Raw genomic sequence first — 26,045 nt, 5'->3', positions numbered from 1 at the left:
GGGCTACAGCAATACGAAGGCCGCCCGAAGGGCGGCCTTGCTGTTTCAGTGCGCCTGCGGCGCGTCGTTGCGCTGGTGCCGGTACACGCTCACTGCTTCATACACGGCCTTGCGCAGGCGGTTGATGCCGCCAATCGGCCGATGCTCGGGCAGGGCGTGCCAGGGGTTGAACGACAGGTTGTCGCAGAGCAGGTTCTGCTCGCGGCTATCGAAGTCCTGGGCCGGCACCTTGATGGTTGCCACGGTCTCGAAAGGCGAGATGGCTTCGCTCCATTCCACGCTGGGGTCTTCGATCGGCATGTAGTGTTCGGGGTTCTGCCGCTGTACCTGCAGGGCGAAGCAGGCCGGCACGCGATCCAGCGACAGCTGCTGGTACAGGGCGCTGCGCAGGAAATTAGGCAGGTCTTCGTTCTGTTCCGGTAGTGCGTAGGACGGGCAGCTGGCCGGGTCGGGAATCACCCGGTATTTGATGTTGTGTGGGCCAAGCTTGAACGGAGCGATGGAGTTGTAGGTGGTTGCCACCGGGCTCTCCGGCGCCGGGCTTAGGGTCTTCAGGGCGATGATCAGGTGACGGAGCTCCCAGCTGCGCGGATCCCAGCTGGGGAAGAAGGCGAGGATCTTCTGACCGTTGGCCTGGGCTGCGAAGTTCTGTTTGTACTCGGCCACATCGCGCACGAAGAACACCGGGTGGTTGAACATCACGAAGTCCTGGTCGCCGGCCGTGGCCGGGCTGCTGAGCAGCTTGTCACCGGGCACGTCGAGCAGCTTGATAGCCATCCCGCGGGCATCGCGGGCGCGGTCGAACTGCGGGTAGGCGTTGCCGTTGGACAGGCGCATCCAGGCTTGCCAGGTTTTGCCCGGCTCGCTGAGTACACCCTGACGCAGGGTCGCATCCAGGGTCGGCAGTACGGTGACTTCTGCTTTCACACAGCCGTGGGCCTTGGCATGGGCATCGCGCAGCACGCGGGTGTTGTCACGGTGCTGTTCGACCACACTGATGGCGTCTTCGATGATGCCCTGGGTGAGGGCGGCCTCATCGGCCGGGATCTGCTCCTCGGTCGATACCGGGCCGGAAAACTTCCAGCCGTAGTACAGCGCGCCGATCGCCCAGCCCAGCAGGCCGAGCAGGAGCAGGATGAGAAGCAGCTTGCCGAGCAGGCGGCCGAGCCAGAGCCAGAAACGCTTGAGCATGGTGGATATCCTTGTCAGATCTGGCAGCTGGGGCCAGGGGTCCAGGCTTTGCTTTCGACGGGCTTGAGCTGGCCTTCCAGCGCCGGATCACCCATGACCTTGAGATACTCGATCAGCGCCCAGCGCTCTTGCGGGGCCAGCGCGCGGCCGATTACCCCGTCGACCCGGCAGCCGTCGCGGAATTCGTGGCCGCGGTTGCTGTTGCCGGTGATGCGGGTGTCGAACAGAAAACCGCCGTCGAACTGGCCGGTGAGGAAACCGGCGCGCTTGGGGTCGTACTCGAAGTTGCCGACCCAGAATTGCTTGTCCCGTTCGACCACGGGCGACAGCAGCTGAAACAGGTTGGGTACAGAGCCGTTGTGCAGGAAAGGCGGGGTGGCCCAGATACCGTTTAACGGGCGCGCCTTGTAACCTCGCTTCTCCTGCACGCCGATGGCCAGGCCGTAGCCGTCCATGCGCCAGCGCTCACGCGGCTGGATGCCGGCATCCTGGTAAGCGCGGTTTTCCACATAGGCGGTGATGTAGGCCAGGCCCTTGGCGCTTGAGATACTGGCGAAATCGACTTCGTCGAGACTGGCGCCGAACAGTTTGACGTCCAGCTTGGCCAGTTCTTCCTTCTTCCAGCCCAGCTTGCTGATATCGAAGCGGTGGTCGGCGATGTTGTCGGCGGTGGTCGGGTCGGTGCCGATGATCCGCGTCGGCACGATGCGCATGCGCCATTCCGGATCACGCGCTGCAGCCAGACGTTCGTCACGCGGCTTGGGATCAGGCGCATGGCAGTAGGCGCAGTTTTCGCTGAACAGGGCGCGGCCTTGGCTGGCCAGCTCGATATCGACCTTGCCCAGCACTGCTTCCGGCCAAACCGGCGGTTTCAGCTGCTTGAGGGTTTCTTCCAGGGTGTAGAGATCACGCAGGCGCACGCTGGAGGGATAGCGCTCGGCCTCGCTCAGTTGCCCGCCATTCTCGTCGAACAGGTGCAGGGTGGCTCCTACGCCCAGGGCCTCGCCGATATTGCGCGCCATCGGCTGCATGGCCGAGCCGTTCCATTGCACCCAGTCGAACTTCCAGATGTCCCACACCTGCGGGTAGCTGACTGGCGCGTTGGCCACCCGGTAGTTGCTGGCGTCGATGGCATCGCCAAACACGCTGTTGGCGATGCGGCCGAAGGCATCGGTACGGCCGAAGCCTTCCTCGGTGGGGTAGAGGCCGCGGTGCCAGTCGTTCATCGCGGTGCCCAGCAGGCGGTCGAGTACCACTTTGAAGTCGCTGCGCAGCTGTTTTTTGCCTTGTTCGTAGTTGTCGCCCAGCACCGTCTTGGCAAAGCGCTTGAACTTGATCGGGTTGTAATAGGTAAACGCCATGCTCATGCCCAGCGCCTGACCAAAGCTGCCGCCCTTGAGGGTAGGCACGGTGGAGGCCAGCGAGTGCAGGGCGGCGCCGCCGTCGATGCGGATGGCCTGGCCTTGGTAGCGCAATTCGCCGGTGTGGCAGGCGGAACAGGTGATATCGAGGAACTGCGCGCCACTTTCCACGTCCTGGTGGCGAGCGAAACCTACAGGTAGGTTGCCGGGGTTGAGCGCGCTGGCTTGCTGCTGCGGATCGGTGAGGAAACCGAAGCGGGCCAGGTAGTCGGGGGTAGCGAACTTGTCGGTGGAGAAGGGCAGTTCCAGCGCAGTGAACCAGTCGTAGCGCAGGCCTTTGACCTGAGTACCCTGCGGTGTGTAGTAGTAGGTCTGGCGCGCTTTCTCATCCCATTGGCCGAGGTAATGCACCTGGCTGGGCGGGCTGAACTGCGGCAAATTGGGCTTGGCGATGTAGTAGAGCACTACGGCGCCGGCGAGCAGGGCGAGCAGTACGACCAGATACAGGGCACGGCGCAGGGTTCGCATACTTCAACATCCGTGTGGCGATTTTGTTATGGGGTACGTTTATGCCAATCCGGTGGCTGGATGGCAAGTAGCCATTCCAAACTTGTCAGTTAGCTGCCTGAGTACAGCCAGAAGCCTACTGATGCCTGCTAAGTTGGCTGTTAACCCTTACAAGGAGCAAGACATGTACGATTTCAATGCCAGTCATCCGCCGCTGTTGGCCAGGCTGCTGGGTTATGCCGGTTTGCTACCGTTCATTTCCGGCGCTTTGGGGGTGTGGCTCATCCCCATAGGCTGGCGCCCTTGGGTACTAGAGGCCTTGCTCGATTATGCTGCTGTGATCCTGGCCTTCATGGGCGCCATTCACTGGGGATTGGCCATGCGTGCGGACCAGCAGGAAACCGCTGCACGCCTGCAGTTGGGGCTTTCGGTGATTCCGCCCCTGCTGGGCTGGCTGGCGATTGCCGGCAATTTGCCGCACGGCCTGGCGTTGCCCTTGCTGTTGCTGTGCTTTGTCGCACTCTATCTGGGCGATCTAAGGGCTGTGAGCCTGGGGCTGGCTCCGCGTTGGTACCCGGCCTTGCGCAGGCCGTTGACCCTGATCGTCTGCGTGAGTCTGTTGCTGGCCTGGGGTGGTGTACTGCAGGGCTGATGCCCTAGCAGTCCAGGCTGTCGGCCTGGCGATAGAGTGCCAGCAGCTTGCGGGTGATAGTCTGCTGGATATCGTCGCGCTCGAAGGTCGACAGGCGAGTAAGCCGCTGGACCTGCAGGCGGTGCAGGTGGATGTAGGGCATCTGCTGGTCGAACTCGCGCAGGTCGCCTTTCATCATGATCGGCAGGAACACGTCACCGATCTTCTTCTGGTTGCTGATGATCTGCGCCAGGGCCTGTTTGAATGGCATGGTCTTGGGCGCCGGGCCGCCATTCTTCATTTGCGTGGTCAGCAGCAGCCCCGGCTTGCCCAGCACCACACCGGGCAGTACGCAGAGCCCGGTCTGGCGCACGGCGGCGATCTCGATGCCGTGCAGGGTGTCGTGGAAGGCGTAGGGGTTGGGTAGCACCACCATCTTGCGCCCCTGGTCACTGGGGAAGTGCAGGTTGTAGTTGGTATAGAGCTGGCGTACCGACTCGGAATAGACGCACAGGCGGTTCTCGAACAGCTTGATGAAGCGTTCGGCCAGTTCGCGGCGGGCGATGCTGTTCAGATCCCAGATCAGGTCCTGGTTCTGTGGCCGGCTCAGGTCGACTTCCTGGTGTTCCATGCTGCTCATTCAGCCCTCATACGCGAAATTGTCCCAGCAACTGGTTGAGTTGCCTTGCCAGGTGGCCCAGGTGCTGGCTGGCCTCACTGGATTGATCGGCGGCCAGGGCATTTTCATGAGCCAAAGAAGCCGCCTGGGTGACATTGTGGTTGATATCGTCGACCACATGCGACTGTTGCAGAGTGGCACTGGCGATCGAAGCATTCAAGCCCGTGAGGTTACGCAGTGAGCTGGCGATCTGGCTCAGGCTTTCCCCGGCCTGGCGCGCCTGCTCGACAGTCTGCCGGGATGCCTGGCTGCTGGTATTGATCACCCTGACCGCCGCTTCCGAGTTGCGCTGCAGGCTTTCGATCATGCCCTGGATCTCCGCCGTAGACTGCTGGGTGCGCTGAGCCAGCAGGCGCACCTCGTCGGCGACCACGGCAAAGCCACGGCCCTGCTCGCCGGCGCGGGCGGCTTCGATGGCGGCGTTGAGGGCCAGCAGGTTGGTCTGTTCGGCGATGGCGCGGATCACTTCCAGCACGCTACCGATCTGCGTGCTTTCCGCCGCCAGGGCGCGCATCACTTCGACGGCCTGCTCGATGGTGGCGGAGAGCTGGTCGATCTGCTGCAGGCTGCTGTCGATGTTGTGCTGTCCCTGCAACGCCTGCTCCTCGGCCAGGCGCACCTCGCTGGCGGCATGTTCGGCATTCTTCGCCACATCCTGCACGGCGTAGGACACCTGGTTGATCGCCGTGGCCACCAGTTCCATTTGCTGCGATTGCTGCTGGCTGTGCTGCTGGGCATTGCCAGCAATCGTTCCGAGCGATTGCGAGGCCTGATCCAGGCTGCCGGCGGCCTGCAGGGACTGACCGATAACCCCGCGCAGTTTGCCGGTGAAGGCGTTGAAATGGCTGCCCAGAGCCGTCAGCTCGTCACGCCCGCTGTGATCCAGGCTGCGGGTCAGGTCGGCCTCGCCGCTGGCGATGTTGGCCATGGCATTCACCGCTTCGTCGAGCGGCCTGGCGATGCTGCGGGCGATGAGGATGACCAGGCCAGCCAGCAGCAGAGCGATGATCAGCAGGAGGCCCAGGGTGCGCAAGGCCTGGGCACGGAACTCGTTCTGCACATCATCGACGTAGATGCCCGAGCCAAGAATCCAGCCCCAGGGCTGGAACAGCTCGACATAGGACACCTTGGGCACAGGCTCGGCCGAGCCCGGCTTGGGCCAGCGGTAGTCGACCAGGCCGGCGCCGTCCTTCTTCGCCACGGCGACCATCTCGTTGAACAAAAACTTGCCGTCCGGGTCTTTGTTGGCCGAAAGGTTCTGTCCTTCGAGTTTCGGGTTGGTCGGGTGCATGATCATCACCGGGACGAGATCGTTGATCCAGAAGTAGTCGTCCTGGTCGTAGCGCAGCCCGCGGATCACCTCCATCGCCTGTTTCTGCGCTTCGGCTCGCGCCAGTCCGGCGTTTTCCAGGCCATGGAAGTGCTTGAGCACGCCGATCGCGCTTTCCACCACATGCCGCGTTTTCAGGGCCTTGGCCTGGTACAGGTCGCCGTGAATCTGTTGCAGCATCAGGCCGGCCAGCGCCAGCAGCATGAGGATAGAGGACAGCAGGATCAGCCACAGGCGGCGGCTGATGGGCAGATTGCGCATACTGTTCATGGGGGCAACTCCCTGTTCTTGTTCTGGGGCAGGTCACAAGACTATTGACCAGTCTAGAAGCTGTGCCATTAGCCGTAGGTCAAGGCGGCGTGGGCCTGGCGTATCTGCTAGCATGCCGGCGTTTTTCCGCCTGCTAAGTCAGGCTCAACCTGTTATCGGCCGCTTTCCATCGGAGGCCAGCCTGAGGTAATTCATGGATTTGTGGACAGCCCTGCAGGCAGTGATTCTAGGTGTAGTCGAAGGGCTGACCGAGTTCCTGCCGATTTCCAGCACCGGTCACCAGATCATCGTCGCCGACCTGATCGGCTTCGATGGCGACCGGGCCAAGGCCTTCAATATCATCATTCAGCTCGGCGCCATCCTCGCGGTGGTCTGGGAGTACCGGCGCAAGATCCTCACCGTTGCGTTCAACGTGCCCCGCCAGGCACAGGCGCAGCGTTTCACGCTCAATCTGCTGATTGCCTTCATGCCGGCGGTGGTGTTGGGCGTTGCCTTTTCCGACCAGATCCACCATTACCTGTTCAACCCCATCACCGTTGCTGTGGCTTTGGTAGTGGGCGGGATAGTCATGCTGTGGGCCGAGCAGCGCCAGCATGAGGTGACGGTCGAGGAAGTCGACGACATGACCTGGAAGGAAGCCTTGAAGATCGGCTGTGCCCAGTGCCTGGCGATGATTCCCGGCACCTCGCGCTCAGCCTCGACCATCATTGGCGGCCTGCTGTTCGGCCTGTCGCGCCGTGCGGCTACCGAGTTTTCCTTCTTCCTCGCCATGCCGACCATGGTCGGCGCGGCAGTATATTCCGGCTACAAGTACCGCGAGCTGTTCCAGCCCAGTGACCTGCCGGTGTTCGCCCTGGGCTTCGTGGTGTCTTTCGTTTTCGCCATGATCGCCGTGCGCGCCCTGCTCAAGTTCATCGCCAACCACAGCTATGCGGTGTTTGCCTGGTACCGCATTGGTTTCGGTCTGCTGATCCTCGCCACCTGGCAGTTCAGCCTGATCGACTGGGCCACCGTGCAGGCCCACTGAGAGCATGCTGGCGACTGAGAAACGCGGCACCCTGAAAAGCTGGAACGATGCCAAGGGCTTCGGTTTCATCCTGCCGGAGCAGGGCGGTGAGCAGCTGTTCGTGCATGTCTCGGCGCTGCGCGGTGAGCGCCGTCCGCAGCCGGGTGATACGGTGCTGTTCGTGCCCGGCAAGGATGCCCAGGGGCGCCCGCGTGCCGAGCATATGCGCTTCGAAGGCTTGAGCCTGGATCGTCCGGCGATTCGGCGCAAACCGCGCGCTGCGGCAGAGGAGTCCGTGCCGCGCGCATCTCGTGCTGCCACAGGGGCTATTCAGCAACTGCCGCTTAAGCTGGTCGTTCTGCTGATGCTGTGTGCGCTACCTCTGGCCGGGGCCTTGCAGCTTTGGCTTGGCGCCGGGGTTGTGTGGGCATTGGGCGCCTATCCGCTGCTCAGCCTGATCAGTTTCGGCCAGTACTGGAACGACAAGCGCTGCGCGCAGAAGGGGCGCTGGCGTATCCCGGAAAGCCAATTGCAGCTTGTGGCCTTGCTCGGCGGCTGGCCCGGTGCGCTGGTGGCGCAGCAGGTGTTTCGGCACAAGACGCGCAAATTGCCGTTCCAGCTGCTGTTCTGGCTGATCATCTTGCTGCATCAGGGCTTCTGGTTCGACCATCTGCTGCTGGATGGCCGTTTTCTTGGCGATTATCTGCGCGGTGCCTTGCCTTACTGATCGAGCAGCAGGCCGACCTGGCGAACCTTCGGCAGTTTGCGCACCACCAACTGGTGCGAGCGACGCAGTAGCTCGCGCAGTTCGTCGTCGCCGAGCGGCAAGGGTGGCGCCATGCTGATCCAGAAGGCCCGCGCCAGATAGGGCGCAGGGCGGATGCCGGGGCGGTCGACGAAGCCGAGAAACAGCTCCTTGTCGACCTTGAAGGCCAGCTCGTTGCCGAGAAAATCGAGGATGGCGAACATCTTGTTGCCGGCGACGGAGAACACCCGATTGCTGCCCCACTTGAGGTCTTCGCGGGCGCCGGGCAGGCTCAGGCAAAACTCGGCTATCTGTACGGCGGTCATCAAGATGCAGTCTCCCTTGGCTGAACTGCAGCTACCCTAGCAGAGTCCGATGGCCATTCTTCATACAGGAGTTTCTTCGATGTCGCTTTCCATGTACCAGGTTTCCATTCCGGTGTTCGTGCGTATGTTCGGCAACCTCTCGACCATCCTCGACAAGGCTGCCGCCTATGCCGACGCGAAGAAGATCGACCCTGCGGTATTGCTCAATGCGCGTCTGGCGCCCGATATGCACCCGCTGACCCGCCAGGTGCAGATCGCCAGCGATGCCGTCAAAGGCTGTGCCGCACGCCTGGCCGGCGTGGAGATGCCCAGCTACGCCGATACCGAGAGCAGCTTCGCCGAGCTGCAGGCGCGCATTCAGAAGACCGTGGACTTTATCGAGGGCTTCAGTGCCGCGCAGATCGACGGCAGCGAGGGCAGGGAGGTCGTGCTCAGGTTCCCGGGCGCCGAGATGAAGTTCACGGGCCAGGACTACCTGCTCAACTTCGTGTTGCCGAACTTCTATTTCCACCTGACCACGGCCTACGCCATCCTCCGTCATAACGGCTTGGAGATCGGCAAGATGGATTTTCTCGGTCGTCCGTAACGGCCGCGTCGTAACAAAAAAAGCCCCGCATCTGCGGGGCTTTTTCATTGCGGTCAGGCTCGGTCAGACGATCACGCCCTGGCTGCGCAGGTAGTCATCGTAGGTGCCGCTGAAGTCGGTGATACCGTTAGCCGACAGCTCGATGATGCGCGTGGCCAGGGAGCCGACGAACTCGCGGTCGTGGCTGACGAAGATCAGCGTGCCCGGATAGTTCTCCAGCGCCAGGTTGAGCGACTCGATCGATTCCATGTCCAGGTGGTTGGTCGGTTCGTCCATCACCAGCACGTTGGGCTTCTGCACGATCAACTTGCCGAACAGCATGCGGCCTTGCTCACCACCGGAGATGACTTTCACCGACTTGAGGATCTCGTCGTTGGAAAACAGCATGCGCCCGAGGGTGCCGCGCACCATCTGCTCGCCCTGGGTCCACTGGCTCATCCAGTCGAACAGGGTCACGTCGTCTTCGAAGTCGTGGGCGTGATCCTGGGCGTAGTAGCCGATTTCCGCACTATCGGTCCATTTTACCGAGCCGGCATCCGGGGTCAGTTCGCCGACCAGGGTGCGCAGCAGGGTGGTTTTGCCGATGCCGTTGGGGCCGATGATGGCCACGCGCTCGCCGGCTTCGACCTGGAAGCTGAAGTTCTTGAACAGCGTTTTGCCGTCGAAGCCCTTGGCCATCTTGTCGACCATCACGGCCTGGCGGTGCAACTTCTTGTTCTGCTCGAAGCGGATGAACGGGCTGACGCGGCTGGACGGCTTGACCTCGGCCAGCTGGATTTTGTCGATCTGCTTGGCGCGGCTGGTGGCCTGCTTGGCTTTCGAGGCGTTGGCCGAGAAGCGGCTGACGAAGCTCTGCAGTTCGCTGATCTGCGCCTTCTTCTTGGCGTTGTCCGACAGCAGCTGCTCGCGCGACTGGGTGGCGGCGATCATGTACTCGTCGTAGTTACCCGGGAACAGGCGCAGCTCGCCGTAGTCCAGGTCAGCCATATGGGTACAGACCGAGTTCAGGAAGTGACGGTCGTGGGAAATGATGATCATGGTGCTGTTGCGCTGCACCAGAATGTTTTCCAGCCAGCGGATGGTGTTGATATCCAGGTGGTTGGTCGGTTCGTCCAGCAACAGCACTTCCGGGTCGGAGAACAGCGCCTGGGCCAGCAACACGCGCAGTTTCCAGCCCGGCGCGACTTCGCTCATCGGGCCGAAGTGCTGCTCGAGCGGAATGCCCAGGCCCAGCAGCAGTTCGCCCGCGCGGGACTCGGCGGTGTAGCCGTCCATCTCGGCGAACTCACCTTCGAGCTCGCCGACCTTCATGCCGTCTTCTTCGCTCATCTCTGCCAGCGAATAGATGCGGTCGCGCTCGGCCTTGACCGTCCACAGCTCCTCGTGACCCATGATCACGGTGTCGATCACGCTGAACTGCTCGTAAGCGAACTGATCCTGGCGCAATTTACCCAGACGTACGTTCGGCTCGAGCATCACCTGGCCGCCGGAAGGCTCCAGATCACCACCGAGAATCTTCATGACGGTCGACTTACCGCAGCCGTTGGCCCCGATCAGGCCGTAGCGGTTGCCGTTGCCGAACTTGACGGAAACGTTCTCGAACAGCGGCTTGGCGCCGAACTGCATGGTGATGTTAGCGGTAGAAATCACGACTGGAATCCCGGGGAGCGAGGGCGCGGCTGCGCAAAAGGGCGCGATTGTAGCGGTTTAGGGCGGCGAAGGGCAGTCGCGTGGGACAGGCGGGATAACAGAAGCTTGCGCACAGGTGGCTCAGTCGCGGTAGAACACCTGCACCAGGTGATAGCCGAACTGGCTCTTGATCGGGCCATGCACGGTGCGCAGTTCTTTCTTGAAGATCACCTGGTCGATTGAGCGAACCATCTGCCCCGGCCGTACTTCGCCCAGGTCGCCGCCTTTCTTGCCAGACGGGCAGGTCGAGTACTTGCGTGCCAGCACATCGAAGGCCTCGCCAGCGGCGATGCGTTTCTTCAGCGCAGCGGCTTCTGCTTCGGTCTTGACCAGAATGTGGCGGGCCATTGCCTTTGCCATGACGGGCTCCTCATTTTCTTCGGGCTGCTATTGTGCCAGCATTTGCTGCGCCATCAGAATGGCGCCGGTTTTCAGGCTTGTTCTCGCCGGAAGAAGCGGCAAACATGGCCTAACTTGTTAACTCCACACCGATGGAAGCGCGCCCCATGGACCTCTCCGCAATGCTCAAGATCCTGTCCAGCCAGGACGGTTCCGACCTTTATCTGTCCACGGGAGCACCGCCCTGCGCCAAGTTCAATGGCGTACTCAAGCCGCTCAGCGCCGAGCCGCTGAAACCGGGTGAGGTTGCGGCGATTGCCGCTGGCGTGATGGATGCGGAGCAGCGCGCGGACTTCGACCGTGAGCTGGAGATGAACCTGGCGATTTCCCTGCCCAATATCGGCCGCTTCCGCATCAACATCTTCAAGCAGCGCAACGAAGTGTCCATCGTCGCGCGTAACATCAAGATGGAAATCCCCAAGTTCGAAGACCTCAAGCTGCCGGAAGTGCTGCTCAAGACCATCATGGAGAAGCGTGGCCTAGTGCTGTTCGTCGGTGGCACCGGCTCGGGCAAGTCGACCTCCCTGGCAGCGCTGATCGACTACCGCAACCGCAACAGCGGCGGACACATCATCACCATCGAAGACCCGGTGGAATACGTGCACCGGCACAAGAAATCGATCATCAACCAGCGCGAAGTCGGCGTGGATACCCGCAGCTTCCACGCGGCACTGAAGAACACCTTGCGCCAGGCGCCGGACGTGATCCTGATCGGCGAAATCCGCGATCGCGAGACCATGGAACATGCCCTGGCTTTTGCCGACACGGGACACCTGGCGATCTCCACCCTGCACGCCAACAACGCCAACCAGGCGCTGGACCGCATCATCAACTTCTTCCCCGAAGAGCGTCGCCCGCAACTGCTCAACGACCTGGGCAACAACCTCAAGGCCTTCGTCTCCCAGCGCCTGGTCAAGACTGTGGATGGCAAGCGTCGCGCGGCGGTCGAGGTGCTGCTCGGCACGCCGACCATTCGCGACCAGATCAAGCGCAACGACTTCTCCGAGATCAAGGAAACTATGGAGAAGTCGAAGAACCTCGGCATGCAGACCTTCGATATGGCGCTGATCGACCTAGTCCACGAAGGCAGCATTGATGAAGAAGAAGCGGTGAAGAACGCCGACTCGGCGAACAACGTGCGCCTCAAGCTCAAGCTGCATCGCGAGAACCCGGCTAACGCCGCCGCCCAGGTTGCCGCAGCGTCCCAGGCTGCTCCCGCACCGGCCGCGCCGAAGCCCGCGGCCGATGTCGCGAACTGGGGCATGGAGCTGAAGCTGGAAGAAATCGAGGAAGAGAACCCGCCGGAAGATCCGGGACGGGCGGGTATCTAAACCCTGCCCTGGGCTGAAACGCTGCAGCCATGCATCATGGCTGCAGCCTTGGCTTTATCGATAGCGCCTGGCCGACGGTCCCTGTATAGAACACAACCAGCTTGACCGGCACCTGGCCAGTGTTGCGCCCGTTGTGCAGGGTGTTGACCACCTCGGCCAGTGCCTCGCCGGCTTTCAGGTGTTTGACTGCGCCGTTTCTCAGCTGCACTTCCAGCTCACCCTCCAGCACCATGCCGAATGACGGCAGCGGATGCAGGTGCCAGCCTGTCTCGCCACCTACTGCGATCTCGATGAGCATACCGGTGACCTCGGCTTGTCCTGTGGGATAGGCCAGTGGCTTGCCGTCCCAACTATTCTGGGTCTTCAGCACGGTAGCAATCTTGACGCTGTTGTTCTGCTCCAGCGCCAGGGCGGGCGGCAGGCAGAGCAGGGTGGCAAGGGCGGCAAACAGCTTGAATCTTGGCATGGCGACTCCTGATGGTGGGTGCTTGCTACTCTGCGGCGTCAACGTCGGCGGTTTAGGGTTGTGGGTACGTTTCGCTCAGCCAGCTCTGTTGTTCGGCAAGCCGCTGGGTGCTGCGCTCTAACTGTTTGCGATCCAGAGTGCCGTTGGCCTGAGCCTGGCTCAGGCAGTCCAGCAGTGGATAGACCTTTTCATGATCGTAGGACACCAGTAGCAGATCCACGCCGGCATTCAGCGCGCCGATTGCGACTGTGCAGAGCCCGCGGTTGTAGGCCGCTGCCATGGTCAGGTCATCGGTGATCAGCACGCCCTGGTGCTGCCATTGGCCGCGCAGCAAATCCTCAATCACCCGTGGCGAGGTGGCGACCAGATTGTCAGGATCGATCGCGCTTAACACCACATGGCCGAGCATGATCAGCGCGTGCGTCTGCCCGGCGACCTCACGGAAAGGCCGCCAGTCTCGCTGGTTCAGCTCTGCCAGCGGTGCATCCAGGCTGGCGGAGAAGTGGTGCGTGTCGGCGCTGACCCTGCCCAGGCCGGGGAAATGCTTGAGCGTTGGCAGCACGCCCTGGCTCTGCAGGCCGCGGCTGTAGCCCAGGGCGATGGTGCTGACCGTGCCGGGATCGCTGGCGATGGCTCGTTGGCTAATACGGCTGTGGAAGTCCAGCAGTTGTCCCGGCGTCTCCGGCTTGATATCCACCACCGGGCTGAAGTTCAGGTTGATCCCCAGTCGGGCCAGTTCTGCCCCCTGCACAGCCCCGTACTGCTCGGCACGCCGCAGTTGTTGCGCGGTGTTAGGCGAGTCTGCGAGAAGGCTGGCCAGCGGCGCGCGCTGCGGCAGGGGTGGCGACAGGTGGGAAACCAGGCCGCCTTCCTGGTCGCTGGCGATCAGCAGTGCCGGCAGCCCGGCGGCGTGGCGCAGCTGCTGCAGTTCGACGATTTCAGCCTGCAGTTGCTTGAAGGTTTTCTCCTGCAGATTGCGCCGGGTGATGAACACCCCGGCGACCAGGCCCCGGCCAACCAGCATGCGCAACTCATCGAGATCGCTGTAGCCCACCAGCAAATGTGCGCCCACCACGCGGGCGCCGCTCAGTTCCCCCGCCTGCACCGCCGCTTTCTGGCGCTGCAGCGTCCACTCGCCATAAGCGCTAAAGCCGGCGCTGCCCAGCAGTACGGCCATACCCAGCACGCAGGCCCGGCGCCCCTGGTAGCGCTGGAACAGCAGCGCCAACAGCAGGCACAGGCCGATCAGCAACGCGCTTTCATAAGGGCGCAGCGCCAGCAGATGGGGATCTTTCAGGTTCCAGGCCCACACAGCCAGGAGCAGGGTGGCAAGCCAGAGCAGGGCAGAGAGGCCTTTACGCACGCAGGTATTCCTTTACACAACGAAGCGGTTTGGCGGGGGGCGATGGCGCCCGACAGGGCGGTGATACCCGCGCGTGCAACGACTACGAACTGGATTCAGGAGCCCTGTTCCAGTGTCGCGGCTGCCGGCTTGATGCCCTTGTTCTGCGGCTCCTCGAACTGCTCATAGCCGAGTCCCGGCGTGGGCGCCTTGCGTACCAGTTTCATGCTGCGGATGTCTTCGATGCGAAACACCATCTCGCCGCTGTTCTGCAGGTCGCGGTAGGTGTGAATCAGGTCGTCATCTCCCCAGTAATGCATGTCCTGCAAGCGCAGGAAACCACTCTGCAGGCGGTTGCTGCTGATCAACTGATAGAGGCTTTTCGAGACCTTGCCGTAGTAATAAAAGGACTCCAGCCCTTCATCTTCTTCCGGCACGTTGAACTGGACGAAGGTCCAGACCTGCTCTTCCTTGGCATTGGCCTCCAGAGCCAGGGTTTCATCGTCTAGCTGGCAACCGGCCATGGCGAGGGTCAAGGTGAGCAGGAGGAGGGTAGTTTTCATCGCGGGTCCTTGTGATGGGGTGAGTCTTTACAGGCAACATATCAAGCAGATCCCGAGCAGCTCGCTTGCCTTGGCCTCTGGTCTGCTGCGGTGAGTGGGATTCTCGCCGACGTTTGCGGCGGGTGGCCAGGCTTGGCGCCCAATATGGCAAGGTTCTTGCCATCGCGAGTGATCAGCACCCAGGAAAGCGCTACTTGATAGTTATAGTCAGCGTGCAGGGTAGAGGTCATGCAGCCTGGCAGTTGGCTGATCAAGGCCAGAAAGGCGCTAGTCAACATTAATCGTTGGCGCGGATACATCCTTGTATCCCCATCCGTCAAAAAGTGCTTTGTTGCGGGGAGGGCGCTTGGATCTTTGCTCGTTGACCATCATGAAATCTGGCGGAATTATCGGCCAGCAAATAACACGCAAAGCGCACCAAAGTATGAGCCGCGTCTGCGCACGGATCTTGGCAGTAAATATCGTTGTACGAATTGGCTCACGCCAGCAGCCGTTTCCGGCTCAACCCGGTGGTGCAGGCGGTCTCGATCACAGAGCCAAAACTCATGCCTATGGCTTGGGCAGCGTCGCAGTGGGAATGGCATCGGTATTGGTGATCACCTGACGCTGCGGTATGTAGTCAAGCAGCAGGTCTGTTTCTTTCTTTACCACTGAGTAGCACTCGCAACTCAGTTGCTCAAGTTTTGACCGATCAAGTACTTTGATCAATCCGCGCGAATATGAAATGACGCCGAGGTGCTGCAACTTCAACGCGGCCTGGGTAACACCTTCGCGGCGCACACCGAGCATGTTGCCGATGAACTCCTGCGTCATGGTCAAATGGTTGTGTGACAGACGATCCATGGACAGCAGAAGCCAGCGGCAGAGCTGCTGGTCGATCGAGTGGTGCCGATTGCACACAGCGGTCTGCGAGACTTGGGTAATTAGCGCCTGGGTATAACGCAGCATCAGCAGCAACAACTGGCCGTGGCGGTTGAACTCCTCTTTCACTCGCTGCCTAGGGAGCCGATAAGCGTAACCGGCACTCTGTACCAACGACCGACTCGGTGTACTTTCCCCGCCCATCAGCAAACTGATGCCAAGCAATCCCTCGTTGCCCACCACCAGAATCGCGGTCGATGCTCCGTTCTCCATCACGTACTGCAGCGAGACGATGGCGTCAGTTGGAAAGTAAACATGGCGCATCGGGCGCCCGGACTCATACAAAACGGAACGCAGCGGCAATGGCACCAGTTCCAAATGTTGGAACAAACGAGTTTGTACCTCCGGTGACAAGGCTGCCAGAAGATGATTCTGCTGCGGTTCGGGCTGGGGCGTAGCGGACATTGCGGTGCTCTGGGCACTGAATCGTTGGGGAGGCGCGTTCAAAACTGTATGAGGGTACGTTTTGTACGGCACGCATTCGGTGCGGTAGCCCACATAGGGTTGGGCGCTGAGAGCGGGCATGAGGTGAGTTTCTGCCGGGCCTCAGCAGCGTAGGAAGAGTTGATTGATGAATCTTAAGAGGGGAAAGCTCAGTTGTCGCCTAACGTTTGGTTAAGGGGCCGCGGAACGCGGTCCCGAACGAGCGAAGCGAGTGACTTGAACCAGTTCTTAGGCAGCGGGCATTGAGTCGGACGCAGGTGATGAATAGACATCGGATTGCTCCATACGCACAAGCTCCAACTGCTTGAATTCGAAGGCGCGTGACTCAAGCATGGCCGGAGTAATGGACAAAAATGACTCCGGCTTCCGCGTTTGATCTCCTTCCCAGCAAGCAAAGAGTTCAACTTTGGCACCTTGACTCATTGCTTTCCGTACGGTTTGACCAAGTGCCGCATAGTTCCCCAGGCATTTCTCTAAGTCTTCGCCAACCTCTCCATCCTTGGAGAAGCCGCAACCGCACCCTTCATGAGAGCCCGCGTAGTAGACATGAGGAACCGAGAAGCGCTCACGAACTGATGCAGACTCTTCAACAGCCTCAACGTAAAACGCTGGTGCATCTTTATCCCATTCAACTTCTGGAACTGGGCAACTGCTTCCAAGATAGACCGCGAGACACATAGGCTTCCTCTTTGATGCCTAACGTACAGGTTAAGGGGCCGCGGAACGCGGTCCCGAGTGAGCGAAGCGAACGGCTTGAACCGTTTGTTAGAGGCTCCCCTTGGTTTTGTTTCGTACGATAACTGCGTGAATTGATATGCCGAAATTTAGAGCAATGAACGCTGCTGCAATATAGCTGATTTCAGGGCCGTAAACGAAGAAGCCTCCAGCTAGTAATATTATGGTGCAAAGAGCCACCAGTTTAACTTGCTTTGAAAAATGCTCTTTAAAACCTGTTGCGACATATGTGATTGCTAAAGGTAGACCTAGAAGAAAAGCGTAAATTGCTACGGTGCTGAGTATTAATCTGTACCCGACAAATCCGGTGCCGAAGCAATCGTACATTTTTGATTGGCCTCTAACGTTCAGGTTAAGGGGCCGCGGAACGCGGTCCCGAGTGAGCGAAGCGAGCGGCTTGAACCGTTTGTTAGGCAGATACGCAGATGTGTCAGGTTGAAAATACTAGCCTTGTATTGAGTTGAACTCATTTTCGAGGTCCTTAATTCTGCCTGTTCGATATTCTTCGTTCTGCCAACTTTCTATGAAGTATTTCTTTATTGACTCGAAATCTTGCTTGTTGAGTGACTTCAGCAGACCTGTGCGTAGGTCTCTGGATTTTGCTATCGGTATAAATAGGTCTTCTTCAATTTCTGCGTTGCAACTGGCTGCAGGATTTTGGTCGATCCACTTAACGTAAGAAATAACCTTTTTAAGGTTGCAGGTCTCGCCAAGATTTATAGCTTCTTTGAGGATAAAGAAAAGAGGTTGTTGGATCAGTGCGCCAGAATATGCTGCTGCTTGAGCGGCACTCTGATGTTGTGGGGAAAGTTTAATAAATTCGCGTCGCCAGCCAGACACTGTGCTGCCTTCCTTTGCCTAACGATTAAGCTAACGGGCAGGCAAAAGCGCAGCTTTTGACTGTCCAGCGAACGAAGTGAGCGATAGTTGAGCGCATTGTTAGGCGCAAACACGCAGAAATATTGATTGGCCAAGCTGTAGCGTGAGACGCGCATGATCTGAGCCATTTTCTCGAAGTGCAATGCGTTCAAGAGTATTTGATGTTAGCCAGGTTTTGGCTCGATCAGGATTTTTTCCGTTCCATATAGTTGTAAACCCAAAACAGTAATCGCCTGGATTGGTGCGAGAGTTCAGAACCTCTCCAGTGGGGGTTACAATTTCAAACCGGAAGCCACTGCGAACTGCCTTGCGCTGGGATAGTTCAGAAAATATTTCCTCTGGAGTAATTGACTCATCGTGAGCTTGAGGTGGCTCTGGGTATAGTTCTTCGATGGTTTTGCCAATAAGGGATGTTTCGCCTTGTTCGTGAAGGGAAACCTCTATCTGATCGTTAGGTTGGAGTACCTGCTCGTTTAACCAAATTAGGTGTTTGCTCTCGCTATCTGGTTCGTACCGTCCGCCAGAGAAATCAATGGTTGCAAACGTGTCTGCAAGAATGTCTCCGCTAACTCTCACGGACAGAATGTTGAGGTTTCCTGTTGAAACCTTGGCAATTAGGTTGCCATTCAAGGTGACGGAGATGGCTGGCATATTTATTTTGTGCCTAACGATTAAGCTAAGGGGCCGGCTTTAGCCGGTCCCAGTGAGCGAAGCGAGCGATTTGAGCGCATTGTTAGGTGCTACTCATTTCTTGATATTTACGCCTGATCTTTGTGATTAGTTCAGGCTCGTCAATGCCGTAATCCAAGCAAACAATTTTGCCTTTAATTTTTCCCCAGTTTTCTGGCTTATACTCCATGTCGGGGTTGGGGTAGTAATTGCTATATTCTCCGTCGTTTGCGATTTTGATCTCTTCAAAAGTTACTGGTTGGAGTGCTCTGTACATAACAAGAACGAGTCCCAGAGGGTCGCAGAATCGAACTGGGCATAAGTGTGCCCATCCGAATTTTGGCCTCCATTCTCTCCACATCTCTGCTTCCCATCTATTGCAACGTGCCCCTCGAATAATATTTCTTATTCGAGGCACCTTTATTGCCCATCTTGATGTAATAAAAACTCTTCTATATACACCTGTAGGCATTCGATGGGTACCTAACGATTAAGCTAACGGGCGGCCAAAAGCGCAGCTTTTGGACGTCCAGCGAACGAAGTGAGCGGTAGTTGAGCGCATTGTTATGCTTTACTCGAAAGCTTATTTTTGACGAGAACGGCTACGCCAAATGCTATGAACGCCACTCCCGTAAGAAACAAACCAGTTTCTCTCGGATACCCGGATAGCCCAGACCAAGATACTGCTAGATACGACCCATAAATAATGGTGAGTATTGGCAGCCAGACACGGAACAAGCTTGCAAAGCTTTGGCTTGACGCCTGGCGGTTAAGTAATTTAACCCGTTGCTCGCAACTGCCTTTGCAGGATAGCGACGCATCTACTTCCTGCGCGCACTCATGGCAGAGCCCCTTCATGCAGGACTTACATACTCCAACTGCTCCAGTGTCTCCGTGTATGTAACAGTTCACGGCATCTCCTTTAGGGCATAACGATTAAGCTAAGGGGCCGGCTTCGCCGGTCCCAGCGAACGAAGTGAGCGCTTTGAGCGCATTGTTAGAAAACACCACTCATGACTGATGTAACAAATGCACCTATGGCGCTCTTAGTTACTTCTGACGACCCGGTGGCTAAGCCTTTTTTGAGCTTTGCAATTACTGTTTCATCTGGAGCCAGCGACTCGGGGGTGGCATTTAGTGCCGAAAGACCTTTGGCTGTAAGGTAACAACCATGGTAAGTCCCAAAATTTCCGCCCTCCGCCACAATAAAACCTTCATTGCGTAGCCAGCGAACTGTGTCAGAGCCAAAAGAGGTTTTTGGGCATACTTTAAGTTCGTATTCATCTATTTCACCGCCAACTAAGATGTGGGTCTGTATTGCTGTTGGGGATGGAAATTTGTCGTATAGATGAGAGAGGATTTTTGCACAATAGTCGTTAAATTGGTCGATGTTCTCTGGCATGTATCCCTCCGTGGTTTCTAACGATTAAGCTAAGGGGCCGCGGAACGCGGTCCCAGCGAACGAAGTGAGCGCTTTGAGCGCATTGTTAGAGAATTGCACGCTGTGATTTTTGTAAGTATCCGAAAGCAGACGCCAAGGAGAACATAAAAGCAAATCTTATAATGGCCACAGCTGCGATGCCAAGCTGTGAAATTTTCTCTTCTAATCCATAGGTTTGGGATGAAATTTGAGCTATTCCGATTAGGCAGAAGATGAACCCATAGAGTGCACCTGCGATCGCGCCATTTCTGATTGGGGAAAACTTAGACTTGTAACCAGCGACGAGGCCGCCAGCTAACCATGGAAGGTTATAGATAGCTTCCAGCATGAAGTCTGCAAGGCTGCTGCCCAGTGTGGCTTTGAGAAGCTTAACGACTAGAAGTGCAATTGCTGCTGCGGCCAGCCCAAGTAGTATCGGGTTACGTTCCATGTTTTTCTCTAACGTTTGGTTAAGGGGCCGGCTTTAGCCGGTCCCGAGTGAGCGAAGCGAACGGCTTGAACCATTAGTTAGAGATGCCCATGGAGTATGGATTTTCAATTTTTTGCTTTTGTATTGCTGCTTTGACGGTGACGCATAGTACTAGAAAGGCTATTTGCGGAACTATAGTTAATGAGAGTTTTATAAGTGCTTCTATTATGCTTGGCGCTATTGTTGGGTGAAGCCAGAAGTCTGTGTCGAAGATGCTTTTTCCGGATACTTGCCTAAGAATTTCAATTACACCTGTTATTGCCAATATTTGATATGCAAGTTGTGTAATCCCATAAGCAATTGCAAAAAAGTAGTGTCTTGAAAAGTTATGTCTGTTTCGGGCTGTAAAAAATATGAGTATAAGCATGGCGATGCTGGAAAAAGCTCTGAAATAAGCGATTTCAAATGGGATGGCTTTTATATATATGTAATGAAGTATTGAAATTTTAGCTGCTTGTGCCAGTGAGTCATTGTGCGTGACAAGTAAGTGCCTTAAGTCTTTCGTCAGCATGTAGGAGGCAATGATAGATAATAAAAGCAATAGGATGTTCAAGCTTGTTGAATTTGCTGTGGCTCCGCCGTCTTCATATGTGGGGGTTCTGAATGGATTGTGCACAAATATTATCTCTAACGATTAAGCTAAGGGGCCGGCTTCGCCGGTCCCAGTGAACGAAGTGAGCGCTTTGAGCGCATTGTTAGGTGTTGCTCCACTCAAGTTCTATGTTTGATTTTTCACCAGTGGCAAATTTTGAAAGCTGTTTCCCGAAGCTGTTTATTAGTGTTGCTTCGCATGGCATGTAGAAAAGGCCTTCTGCTTTTTCTGGAATTGCGCGCCGATTGTCATACTTTAGCTCGATAACTGGATGCCCGCTTAGGTTGCGAAGCTTCGCGGAAAGCTTGAATAGGCAGCAGTAGCTTGGGTCGGTACCGTACTCAAAACTAGCGTGATTATTCGGAGTAAACGGAAATTCTATAAGAGCTTTAGAAAAATCTGAAATCTCTTCTGGGTACGCATAGAACTCAATAGTCGCTGATTGCGGCCCATTAGAAGCTTGGAAGCTGACTTGGATCATGCCATCAGTGTCGGTCCAAGTTCTGTGAAGACGCATGTAGAACATCAGCTACACCTAACGGTTAAGCTAAGGGGCCGGCTTCGCCGGTCCCAGCGAACGGAGTGAGCGCTTTGAGCGTATTGTTAGGCTTGTGGCTCTGGATGGTAAGTGTATTTTTCATAGCGGTTAATCCAGAACTCCGACAAGCTTTCTCTTGACTCGAACAGCTCGGACCAAAGCTCGTATCCATCAATTAGATTTTCTCCATCCTGTTTGTAGGCCACTTGCTCATTGTGGGCTATGAACTCATTGTCTTCGGCGTATTGCTGTGACTCGTATGCAGCTTTTTCGTGCGCCTCATCAGGCGTTTCTGCTTCAAAGCATACAGTCCGTTCTTCAAAGATATTCGTGCCATCAGCTTTAGTGCCGAAGTGGTAGATAGATCTAATGGCATACCACGCCATAGTTCCTCCATGAGCCTAACGTTTGGTTAAGGGGCCGGCTTTAGCCGGTCCCGAGTGAGCGAAGCGAGCGACTTGAACCATTTGTTAGGGCTAGTAGGGAGCATAGTTTTGAAGCTCCTTTATTCGCTGTTTGGCGCGCTCTTCTTTGCAGGCTAGATAGATGCTATTGCGAATAGTCCCTGATCTGTGCATTTCGTACTGAGCAGCGCAGTCCGCTTCCCTGAATGTAATCCATGCTCTTTGGGCGGTTAAAAGCTTTTTTCTGTATTCGGTGTAATTTTCGTACTCAGTGTTTGGTTGGGAAAGATTTTCCACCAATTTTTTATAGGTTAAATTCAGCTCTTTCTCTGTATTTTCGAGAGAGATAGATGCGCACTGCTCAATGTCCGGCGTTGAGAATGCATTGGCGCAGTCAATGTTGTTCTCCGGTTCTGCGTATGCCTCAATAGATAAGGCTAGTAGGCAGGCAGCTAGTGAGCGATGCATTGGATGCCCTAACGATTAAGCTAAGGGGCCGGCTTCGCCGGTCCCAGCGAACGGAGTGAGCGCTTTGAGCGCATTGTTAGACGTTACGCGAATGTGCATTGTATAACTCCATGAGCTTTTCAACTGTTAGTTGCTCAATGTGTCTAAGAGCTGGTTTGTTTCTGATTCCTACTTTTTGTGCAAGTAGCTTTAGGTAGTAGCTCCATGACAGAAGCTCCGCTTCAGCGTGGAAATACTTAAACCAGTTCACATCAATGGTTTGAGGCTGAAATTCTGTATTTAGCTCTTCAATAAGTTCTTCAGCATCGTCGCCGTCGATACCTAAATCATCAACAACTCTGCTGCTCAGGCTGAAATTTGCTTGAGCAGTTTTATGCTTTCGGACTAGCTCAAGAAATTCGGCGTGGCTGTTCATGGCCCTACGTCTAACGATTAAGCTAAGGGGCCGCGGAACGCGGTCCCAGCGAACGAAGTGAGCGCTTTGAGCGCATTGTTAGGGGCGGCTCCGCTCCCAGAGATCGTACCTGTTTATGCTCTCGATTGCTCCGCTGTTCATGCCCATGTGACCTGTGTTTTCGGAGTTGAATACTCCCTCAATGAGCACGTACTTTCCATTGAGCTCTTCTAGCTTTTCTTGCGTTGCTCTAATGGACTCTGGATCGACGCTGATCCAGAGGCAGTTATTGGATATTCTATGCACGATGTCATCTTTTGATAGGCATATTGCATTTCCCTCGAATTCAAGTCTACCAGCACCTATAACCCTGACTTTTTTATTGTGATATTTTTCTGGTGTGGCTATTAAATTTATAAGACTGATTCTGTATAGGTCGTCGCCACGGTATGCGTCACCATAGCCATAACAAGTAGTCGCAAGGAAGAGTGCTGCAAGCCCGGCGAGCTTTTGCATATGTTTTGTCCCTAACGTTTGGTTAAGGGGCCGCGGAACGCGGTCCCGAGTGAGCGAAGCGAACGGCTTTGAACCAATTGTTAGGCTTTCCGCTTGGCTGCATATGAACCAACCATGATGGAAGCAAAAGTAACAATTAAGGCCGTTGAGAACCAAACTTGCGGAAGCGGCGAAAAATCCGGCCTAAAGAATTTATATGTGGTTGCTAATGTTGCCAGCCCTAGCGCGCCATAAAGGGGGATGTTCTTTATTGTTTTAGTGCAGATGGCTCCTATGCAAAGTCCGGCGACAGCTATGGAGATTACCAAGGAAAGATAAACACTTTCTATTCCACCCTGCAGGGCATTCGCAAGAGGAAGCATGATAATAAATTTTGTTATGAAGGCTGCAATGATGTAGCCAACGAGAAGCAAGAATATTTTTATTGAGAAATTGAGATGGTTCATGATTGCCTAACGATTAAGCTAAGGGGCCGCGGAACGCGGTCCCAGCAAACGAAGTGAGCGCTTTGAGCGCATTGTTAGCGGCCACTTTCACCTAACCGTAAAAAACTTTCGTTAGAAAGTGGTTCGATATTTTCAATGTGGTGTTCTGTGCAGTTATTGCCTGTACAGTATTCGGCAAGAATTAGTCCTGATTCGTCTTTGTAAAGACTCATTCTGGCAATCAACTCCATGTTGATTTTTTTAATAATTTCTCGATTTTTTGATGTAACACTGATTGATGCATTTCTGCGCACGGGCTTTTCAGAGCCAACAGGGCCAATTTCGCGGTTCTGTTTGTCGTAGTTGATCGTTGCCTGAAACTCTCCACAACTGAAAGTGACTTGAGGGGAATCGTAATATCCGTACCATTCATTGAAGACATAAATATTATTTTCGCGCTCAAGCCGTTTAAGTAGTTGGACGTGTTTTGTCCAGTCATAGTCTTCTGGCCAGATGGCTTGCCTTATGTTCCAGTAACTAATGCGATTGACTTCGAAGCTGGGGATTACTGTGGAGCAGTTGAATTTATAAAATTCATAGCGCTCATCGGCTAAGGCTGAGTACGTGGACAAAATTAACAGTATTGCTGTTATGAGTCTCATATAACTCCCCGTGGCCGCTAACGTTTGGTTAAGGGGCCGGCTTTAGCCGGTCCCGAGTGAGCGAAGCGAACGACTTGAACCAGTTGTTAGCGGGCTTTTGACGCGCGGAGCAATGCATCTGCGGTTGCCTCAATATCGTTACGCATGTGAAGCAGCTCCAGCCAATGCGCTGGAATATTACTAGCCCCGTAATGTGCTCCTGCCAACTGCCCGACTATAGCGGCGGTCGTGTCGGCGTCGTCCCCAAGATTGGTAGCTTCTAGAACAGCAGCCTCGAAGCTATTTGTATGGTGAAAGCACCATAACGCAGCCTCTAGTGACTCGACTGAGTATCCCGAGCCAGTGATATTGGCGCGTGTTTTTTCAATAAAGGTTCCTGCTGCAAGTTGGACTACCTTTGTTTCATTGAATTCTTCACTTTGAAGCTTAAGCAGTGCGGATTTTGGCTCCCCGGCAAGTGCCTTTGTCAGCAGCAAGCCAAGAAGCATGCAACATTGAATTGCCTCAGGTGCTCCGTGCGTAGTTCGCGAACTATTTGCGCAAGAAGTAAGTACTTGCTCTACGTCTGGGTAGTAAAAGAGCACGACGGGAGCAAGACGCATAAGAGATCCGTTTCCTGCGCTCTGAGGATCAGTAGACCCAGCGTAGGGGTTGCCTGTTGTTTGAAACGTATTGAGTGCTTGACGCACCGTCATTCCAATATCGAAACAGTCACCTGTGGAGCTTAGATACCCCCACTGCCACCAGTTGAGATATCGTCCCATTTGGTCTTTTGCGTCGAAACCATTTTTGTTCAGGAGGCTTTCAGCGAGACAGAGAGTCATTGAGGTGTCATCAGTCCACTTACCTGGCTGGAGGCCAAAGGGGCCTCCACCAATCATGTCTGTTATTTGTGTGAATGAACCCCGAGATCGAAACTCTACAGCTGTACCAACGGCATCTCCGCAAGCCAGCCCAAGTAAGCTTCCGCGATATCTTTCTGAGAGCGTAGGAGTCATGCTAAAGCCTGCTAACGATTAAGCTAAGGGGCCGGCTTCGCCGGTCCCAGCGAACGAAGTGAGCGCTTTGAGCGCATTGTTGTAGGAATGCACTCCGATTGCTTTATTCAAAATAGGACTCTCCATCAAGAAAATAAAGCTCATATTCTTTATTAATTCGCCGAAGTATTGGGTCAATGTCGGCTGCAAGCTGAAGGGCTTGTAACAGATCTGCGCCATAGAATATTGAGTTGAATTTACTGGTGCCTAAACCTTTGAATTCAACACGGCAGCCTGAGGTGCCTGGAGCGAAATTAAACGAGACCTGCCCCGGCTGAAGCTGAAACGGTTTGAATACTTCAATCGTAAGCGGGGATCGAGCTGTTTCTCCTTTGGGTGAGAACTCAAGCTCTCTCGTTGCAACTGCTTCCATGCTCATGACCTTCTCATGCCTACAACGTTTGGTTAAGGGGCGGGCTTTAGCCCGTCCCAGTGAGCGCAGTGAACGGTTTGAACCAGTTGTTATGCGCCATTTGTATTTCCAGAATAATTGTATAGATCGAAATCAATGCATAAGTTCAATGATGCGCATGACTTTATAAGCTCTGCGCTTAGATGGAAGCCAGGGTTAACATTTGTGTAATAACCTACGCAGGATATTCCTGTTTCATATTTTAGCTGTAGCTGTGCTATTTCGTTTTTTAACGGTGCAAGCATGGAAAGTAAATTTTCCAAGTGTGCGTCTTGGAACATCTCTGTGGTTGGCAACGAACTTCTAAACTCCCAAAAGCTTTTTTTCCTAACGGTATGAGTTGCGACGTTTAACTGCTCTCCTTTAAGAACGACTCTGCTAGGTTGTATTTTTAGCAGGTCAGTTATCTCTGATGGGTCGCAGTCAAATTCGCCAACCCAGAAATATGCATATGTATTAAATTCTTCCATGTACGCATTCCTGGTTTTGGTGCATAACGTTTGGTTAAGGGGCCGGCTTTAGCCGGTCCCGAGTGAGCGAAGCGAGCGGCTTGAACCACTAGTTAGGGGCTCACACTACGGGCCTGGATACACGTCATACACAATGGACGCTCCAAG

General features: G+C 55.8%; 32 protein-coding genes. 5 read left to right on the top strand and 27 right to left on the bottom strand.

Annotated features, from left to right (window positions below):
• Positions 1-45: 45 nt before the first annotated feature.
• Positions 46-1,191: a catalase family protein gene (locus H3H45_RS19290; protein ID WP_182835325.1), complete on the bottom strand. Its 1,146-nt coding sequence runs from the start codon at positions 1,189-1,191 to the stop codon at positions 46-48.
• A gap of 14 nt (positions 1,192-1,205) precedes the next feature.
• Positions 1,206-3,080, bottom strand: a complete 1,875-nt coding sequence (locus H3H45_RS19285; RefSeq protein WP_182835324.1) for a di-heme-cytochrome C peroxidase — start codon at positions 3,078-3,080, stop codon at positions 1,206-1,208.
• 163 nt (positions 3,081-3,243) lie between these two features.
• On the opposite strand from H3H45_RS19285, the gene H3H45_RS19280 reads away from it, so the two are divergent.
• On the top strand, positions 3,244-3,711 hold the full coding sequence (locus H3H45_RS19280) for a DUF3429 domain-containing protein (RefSeq protein ID WP_182835323.1): 468 nt from the start codon (positions 3,244-3,246) through the stop codon (positions 3,709-3,711).
• Positions 3,712-3,715: 4 nt separating this feature from the next.
• Here H3H45_RS19280 and H3H45_RS19275 read toward each other — a convergent pair whose 3' ends face one another.
• Positions 3,716-4,330 carry a hypothetical protein gene (locus H3H45_RS19275; protein WP_220494374.1) on the bottom strand — a complete coding sequence of 205 codons (615 nt, stop codon included), beginning with the start codon at positions 4,328-4,330 and terminating at the stop codon, positions 3,716-3,718.
• A 7-nt stretch (positions 4,331-4,337) separates the two neighbouring features.
• The gene (locus tag H3H45_RS19270; RefSeq protein ID WP_182835322.1) at positions 4,338-5,969 is read right to left on the bottom strand and encodes a methyl-accepting chemotaxis protein; all 1,632 of its coding nucleotides are present in this window, start codon (positions 5,967-5,969) and stop codon (positions 4,338-4,340) included.
• 193 nt (positions 5,970-6,162) lie between these two features.
• Here H3H45_RS19270 and H3H45_RS19265 point away from each other — a divergent pair, with 193 nt between their 5' ends.
• Together H3H45_RS19265 and H3H45_RS19260 are read left to right on the top strand one after the other, a co-directional pair.
• A complete protein-coding gene (locus H3H45_RS19265; RefSeq protein WP_182835321.1) occupies positions 6,163-6,996 on the top strand; it encodes an undecaprenyl-diphosphate phosphatase in 834 nt (277 codons plus the stop codon).
• 4 nt (positions 6,997-7,000) lie between these two features.
• Positions 7,001-7,702: a DUF1294 domain-containing protein gene (locus tag H3H45_RS19260; protein WP_182835320.1), complete on the top strand. Its 702-nt coding sequence runs from the start codon at positions 7,001-7,003 to the stop codon at positions 7,700-7,702.
• Here H3H45_RS19260 and H3H45_RS19255 read toward each other — a convergent pair.
• Positions 7,696-8,046: an MmcQ/YjbR family DNA-binding protein gene (locus H3H45_RS19255; protein WP_182835319.1), complete on the bottom strand. Its 351-nt coding sequence runs from the start codon at positions 8,044-8,046 to the stop codon at positions 7,696-7,698. The two genes, H3H45_RS19260 and H3H45_RS19255, sit on opposite strands and share 7 nt — an antisense overlap.
• Positions 8,047-8,125: 79 nt before the next feature.
• Here H3H45_RS19255 and H3H45_RS19250 point away from each other — a divergent pair, with 79 nt between their 5' ends.
• Positions 8,126-8,632 (top strand): DUF1993 domain-containing protein, encoded by a 507-nt coding sequence (locus tag H3H45_RS19250; RefSeq protein ID WP_182835318.1) that lies wholly within the window; start codon positions 8,126-8,128, stop codon positions 8,630-8,632.
• 63 nt (positions 8,633-8,695) lie between these two features.
• On the opposite strand, the gene H3H45_RS19245 is transcribed toward H3H45_RS19250, so the two are convergent.
• Positions 8,696-10,282, bottom strand: coding sequence for an ABC-F family ATPase (locus H3H45_RS19245; RefSeq protein WP_182835317.1), 1,587 nt, complete (start codon positions 10,280-10,282; stop codon positions 8,696-8,698).
• 120 nt (positions 10,283-10,402) lie between these two features.
• Positions 10,403-10,681: a peptidylprolyl isomerase gene (locus tag H3H45_RS19240; protein WP_182835316.1), complete on the bottom strand. Its 279-nt coding sequence runs from the start codon at positions 10,679-10,681 to the stop codon at positions 10,403-10,405.
• A gap of 146 nt (positions 10,682-10,827) precedes the next feature.
• Here H3H45_RS19240 and H3H45_RS19235 point away from each other — a divergent pair, with 146 nt between their 5' ends.
• A complete protein-coding gene (locus tag H3H45_RS19235; protein ID WP_182835315.1) occupies positions 10,828-12,051 on the top strand; it encodes a PilT/PilU family type 4a pilus ATPase in 1,224 nt (407 codons plus the stop codon).
• A gap of 34 nt (positions 12,052-12,085) precedes the next feature.
• Here the strand turns inward: H3H45_RS19235 and H3H45_RS19230 are convergent, their stop codons facing one another.
• The 20 genes from H3H45_RS19230 to H3H45_RS19135 form a co-directional block, all read right to left on the bottom strand.
• Positions 12,086-12,517, bottom strand: a complete 432-nt coding sequence (locus H3H45_RS19230) for a cupin domain-containing protein (protein ID WP_182835314.1) — start codon at positions 12,515-12,517, stop codon at positions 12,086-12,088.
• A gap of 52 nt (positions 12,518-12,569) precedes the next feature.
• Positions 12,570-13,880 carry a glycoside hydrolase family 3 protein gene (locus H3H45_RS19225; RefSeq protein ID WP_182835313.1) on the bottom strand — a complete coding sequence of 437 codons (1,311 nt, stop codon included), beginning with the start codon at positions 13,878-13,880 and terminating at the stop codon, positions 12,570-12,572.
• Between the two features lie 95 nt (positions 13,881-13,975).
• Positions 13,976-14,422 carry a hypothetical protein gene (locus tag H3H45_RS19220; RefSeq protein WP_182835312.1) on the bottom strand — a complete coding sequence of 149 codons (447 nt, stop codon included), beginning with the start codon at positions 14,420-14,422 and terminating at the stop codon, positions 13,976-13,978.
• A gap of 549 nt (positions 14,423-14,971) precedes the next feature.
• Positions 14,972-15,748: a Crp/Fnr family transcriptional regulator gene (locus tag H3H45_RS19215; RefSeq protein ID WP_182835311.1), complete on the bottom strand. Its 777-nt coding sequence runs from the start codon at positions 15,746-15,748 to the stop codon at positions 14,972-14,974.
• A gap of 267 nt (positions 15,749-16,015) precedes the next feature.
• Complete coding sequence (locus tag H3H45_RS19210) at positions 16,016-16,465, bottom strand: hypothetical protein (protein ID WP_182835310.1); 450 nt, start codon at positions 16,463-16,465, stop codon at positions 16,016-16,018.
• Positions 16,466-16,966: 501 nt separating this feature from the next.
• Positions 16,967-17,362 (bottom strand): hypothetical protein, encoded by a 396-nt coding sequence (locus H3H45_RS19205; protein ID WP_182835309.1) that lies wholly within the window; start codon positions 17,360-17,362, stop codon positions 16,967-16,969.
• Between the two features lie 99 nt (positions 17,363-17,461).
• A complete protein-coding gene (locus H3H45_RS19200) occupies positions 17,462-18,052 on the bottom strand; it encodes a hypothetical protein (protein ID WP_182835308.1) in 591 nt (196 codons plus the stop codon).
• Positions 18,053-19,067: 1,015 nt separating this feature from the next.
• Positions 19,068-19,472: a hypothetical protein gene (locus H3H45_RS19195; protein WP_182835307.1), complete on the bottom strand. Its 405-nt coding sequence runs from the start codon at positions 19,470-19,472 to the stop codon at positions 19,068-19,070.
• Positions 19,473-19,557: 85 nt separating this feature from the next.
• Entirely contained in the window at positions 19,558-19,941 is a 384-nt protein-coding gene (locus H3H45_RS19190) for a hypothetical protein (RefSeq protein WP_182835306.1), read from the bottom strand.
• A gap of 73 nt (positions 19,942-20,014) precedes the next feature.
• Positions 20,015-20,596, bottom strand: a complete 582-nt coding sequence (locus H3H45_RS19185; protein WP_182835305.1) for a hypothetical protein — start codon at positions 20,594-20,596, stop codon at positions 20,015-20,017.
• A 79-nt stretch (positions 20,597-20,675) separates the two neighbouring features.
• The gene (locus H3H45_RS19180; protein WP_182835304.1) at positions 20,676-21,098 is read right to left on the bottom strand and encodes a hypothetical protein; all 423 of its coding nucleotides are present in this window, start codon (positions 21,096-21,098) and stop codon (positions 20,676-20,678) included.
• A gap of 77 nt (positions 21,099-21,175) precedes the next feature.
• The gene (locus H3H45_RS19175) at positions 21,176-21,496 is read right to left on the bottom strand and encodes a DUF4288 domain-containing protein (RefSeq protein WP_182835303.1); all 321 of its coding nucleotides are present in this window, start codon (positions 21,494-21,496) and stop codon (positions 21,176-21,178) included.
• Positions 21,497-21,586: 90 nt separating this feature from the next.
• Positions 21,587-21,982 (bottom strand): lysozyme inhibitor LprI family protein, encoded by a 396-nt coding sequence (locus H3H45_RS19170; protein ID WP_182835302.1) that lies wholly within the window; start codon positions 21,980-21,982, stop codon positions 21,587-21,589.
• Between the two features lie 76 nt (positions 21,983-22,058).
• Positions 22,059-22,397 (bottom strand): DUF1493 family protein, encoded by a 339-nt coding sequence (locus tag H3H45_RS19165; protein WP_182835301.1) that lies wholly within the window; start codon positions 22,395-22,397, stop codon positions 22,059-22,061.
• Between the two features lie 78 nt (positions 22,398-22,475).
• Positions 22,476-22,892: a hypothetical protein gene (locus H3H45_RS19160; RefSeq protein ID WP_182835300.1), complete on the bottom strand. Its 417-nt coding sequence runs from the start codon at positions 22,890-22,892 to the stop codon at positions 22,476-22,478.
• An 80-nt stretch (positions 22,893-22,972) separates the two neighbouring features.
• A complete protein-coding gene (locus tag H3H45_RS19155) occupies positions 22,973-23,338 on the bottom strand; it encodes a hypothetical protein (RefSeq protein ID WP_182835299.1) in 366 nt (121 codons plus the stop codon).
• Between the two features lie 74 nt (positions 23,339-23,412).
• Positions 23,413-23,979, bottom strand: coding sequence for a hypothetical protein (locus H3H45_RS19150; RefSeq protein ID WP_182835298.1), 567 nt, complete (start codon positions 23,977-23,979; stop codon positions 23,413-23,415).
• A gap of 86 nt (positions 23,980-24,065) precedes the next feature.
• Positions 24,066-24,977, bottom strand: coding sequence for an ADP-ribosylglycohydrolase family protein (locus H3H45_RS19145; protein WP_182835297.1), 912 nt, complete (start codon positions 24,975-24,977; stop codon positions 24,066-24,068).
• Between the two features lie 103 nt (positions 24,978-25,080).
• Entirely contained in the window at positions 25,081-25,395 is a 315-nt protein-coding gene (locus H3H45_RS19140; protein WP_182835296.1) for a hypothetical protein, read from the bottom strand.
• A gap of 83 nt (positions 25,396-25,478) precedes the next feature.
• Positions 25,479-25,898 carry a DUF4279 domain-containing protein gene (locus tag H3H45_RS19135; protein WP_182835295.1) on the bottom strand — a complete coding sequence of 140 codons (420 nt, stop codon included), beginning with the start codon at positions 25,896-25,898 and terminating at the stop codon, positions 25,479-25,481.
• Positions 25,899-26,045 lie beyond the last annotated feature (147 nt).

This window comes from Aquipseudomonas guryensis, from assembly GCF_014164785.1.
GTDB classification, from domain to species: Bacteria; Pseudomonadota; Gammaproteobacteria; order Pseudomonadales; family Pseudomonadaceae; genus Aquipseudomonas; species Aquipseudomonas guryensis.
Note: the sequence above shows the minus strand (reverse complement) of the source record. Positions and strands in the feature narration are given on the sequence as shown.

Bases quoted from the DNA above. Each gene is read 5' to 3' on its own strand.
- H3H45_RS19195 (WP_182835307.1), bottom strand. From the start codon at position 19,472: ATGCCAGAGAACATCGACCAATTTAACGACTATTGTGCAAAAATCCTC.
- H3H45_RS19180 (WP_182835304.1), bottom strand. From the start codon at position 21,098: ATGTTCTACATGCGTCTTCACAGAACTTGGACCGACACTGATGGCATG.
- H3H45_RS19215 (WP_182835311.1), bottom strand. From the start codon at position 15,748: ATGTCCGCTACGCCCCAGCCCGAACCGCAGCAGAATCATCTTCTGGCA.
- H3H45_RS19280 (WP_182835323.1), top strand. From the start codon at position 3,244: ATGTACGATTTCAATGCCAGTCATCCGCCGCTGTTGGCCAGGCTGCTG.
- H3H45_RS19265 (WP_182835321.1), top strand. From the start codon at position 6,163: ATGGATTTGTGGACAGCCCTGCAGGCAGTGATTCTAGGTGTAGTCGAA.
- H3H45_RS19200 (WP_182835308.1), bottom strand. From the start codon at position 18,052: ATGCCAGCCATCTCCGTCACCTTGAATGGCAACCTAATTGCCAAGGTT.
- H3H45_RS19270 (WP_182835322.1), bottom strand. From the start codon at position 5,969: ATGAACAGTATGCGCAATCTGCCCATCAGCCGCCGCCTGTGGCTGATC.
- H3H45_RS19285 (WP_182835324.1), bottom strand. From the start codon at position 3,080: ATGCGAACCCTGCGCCGTGCCCTGTATCTGGTCGTACTGCTCGCCCTG.
- H3H45_RS19150 (WP_182835298.1), bottom strand. From the start codon at position 23,979: ATGAGACTCATAACAGCAATACTGTTAATTTTGTCCACGTACTCAGCC.
- H3H45_RS19290 (WP_182835325.1), bottom strand. From the start codon at position 1,191: ATGCTCAAGCGTTTCTGGCTCTGGCTCGGCCGCCTGCTCGGCAAGCTG.
- H3H45_RS19170 (WP_182835302.1), bottom strand. From the start codon at position 21,982: ATGCATCGCTCACTAGCTGCCTGCCTACTAGCCTTATCTATTGAGGCA.
- H3H45_RS19255 (WP_182835319.1), bottom strand. From the start codon at position 8,046: ATGACCGCCGTACAGATAGCCGAGTTTTGCCTGAGCCTGCCCGGCGCC.
- H3H45_RS19140 (WP_182835296.1), bottom strand. From the start codon at position 25,395: ATGAGCATGGAAGCAGTTGCAACGAGAGAGCTTGAGTTCTCACCCAAA.
- H3H45_RS19235 (WP_182835315.1), top strand. From the start codon at position 10,828: ATGGACCTCTCCGCAATGCTCAAGATCCTGTCCAGCCAGGACGGTTCC.
- H3H45_RS19240 (WP_182835316.1), bottom strand. From the start codon at position 10,681: ATGGCAAAGGCAATGGCCCGCCACATTCTGGTCAAGACCGAAGCAGAA.
- H3H45_RS19250 (WP_182835318.1), top strand. From the start codon at position 8,126: ATGTCGCTTTCCATGTACCAGGTTTCCATTCCGGTGTTCGTGCGTATG.
- H3H45_RS19190 (WP_182835306.1), bottom strand. From the start codon at position 19,941: ATGGAACGTAACCCGATACTACTTGGGCTGGCCGCAGCAGCAATTGCA.
- H3H45_RS19230 (WP_182835314.1), bottom strand. From the start codon at position 12,517: ATGCCAAGATTCAAGCTGTTTGCCGCCCTTGCCACCCTGCTCTGCCTG.
- H3H45_RS19155 (WP_182835299.1), bottom strand. From the start codon at position 23,338: ATGAACCATCTCAATTTCTCAATAAAAATATTCTTGCTTCTCGTTGGC.
- H3H45_RS19165 (WP_182835301.1), bottom strand. From the start codon at position 22,397: ATGAACAGCCACGCCGAATTTCTTGAGCTAGTCCGAAAGCATAAAACT.
- H3H45_RS19260 (WP_182835320.1), top strand. From the start codon at position 7,001: ATGCTGGCGACTGAGAAACGCGGCACCCTGAAAAGCTGGAACGATGCC.
- H3H45_RS19175 (WP_182835303.1), bottom strand. From the start codon at position 21,496: ATGGCGTGGTATGCCATTAGATCTATCTACCACTTCGGCACTAAAGCT.
- H3H45_RS19135 (WP_182835295.1), bottom strand. From the start codon at position 25,898: ATGGAAGAATTTAATACATATGCATATTTCTGGGTTGGCGAATTTGAC.
- H3H45_RS19275 (WP_220494374.1), bottom strand. From the start codon at position 4,330: ATGAGCAGCATGGAACACCAGGAAGTCGACCTGAGCCGGCCACAGAAC.
- H3H45_RS19160 (WP_182835300.1), bottom strand. From the start codon at position 22,892: ATGCAAAAGCTCGCCGGGCTTGCAGCACTCTTCCTTGCGACTACTTGT.
- H3H45_RS19145 (WP_182835297.1), bottom strand. From the start codon at position 24,977: ATGACTCCTACGCTCTCAGAAAGATATCGCGGAAGCTTACTTGGGCTG.
- H3H45_RS19220 (WP_182835312.1), bottom strand. From the start codon at position 14,422: ATGAAAACTACCCTCCTCCTGCTCACCTTGACCCTCGCCATGGCCGGT.
- H3H45_RS19210 (WP_182835310.1), bottom strand. From the start codon at position 16,465: ATGTGTCTCGCGGTCTATCTTGGAAGCAGTTGCCCAGTTCCAGAAGTT.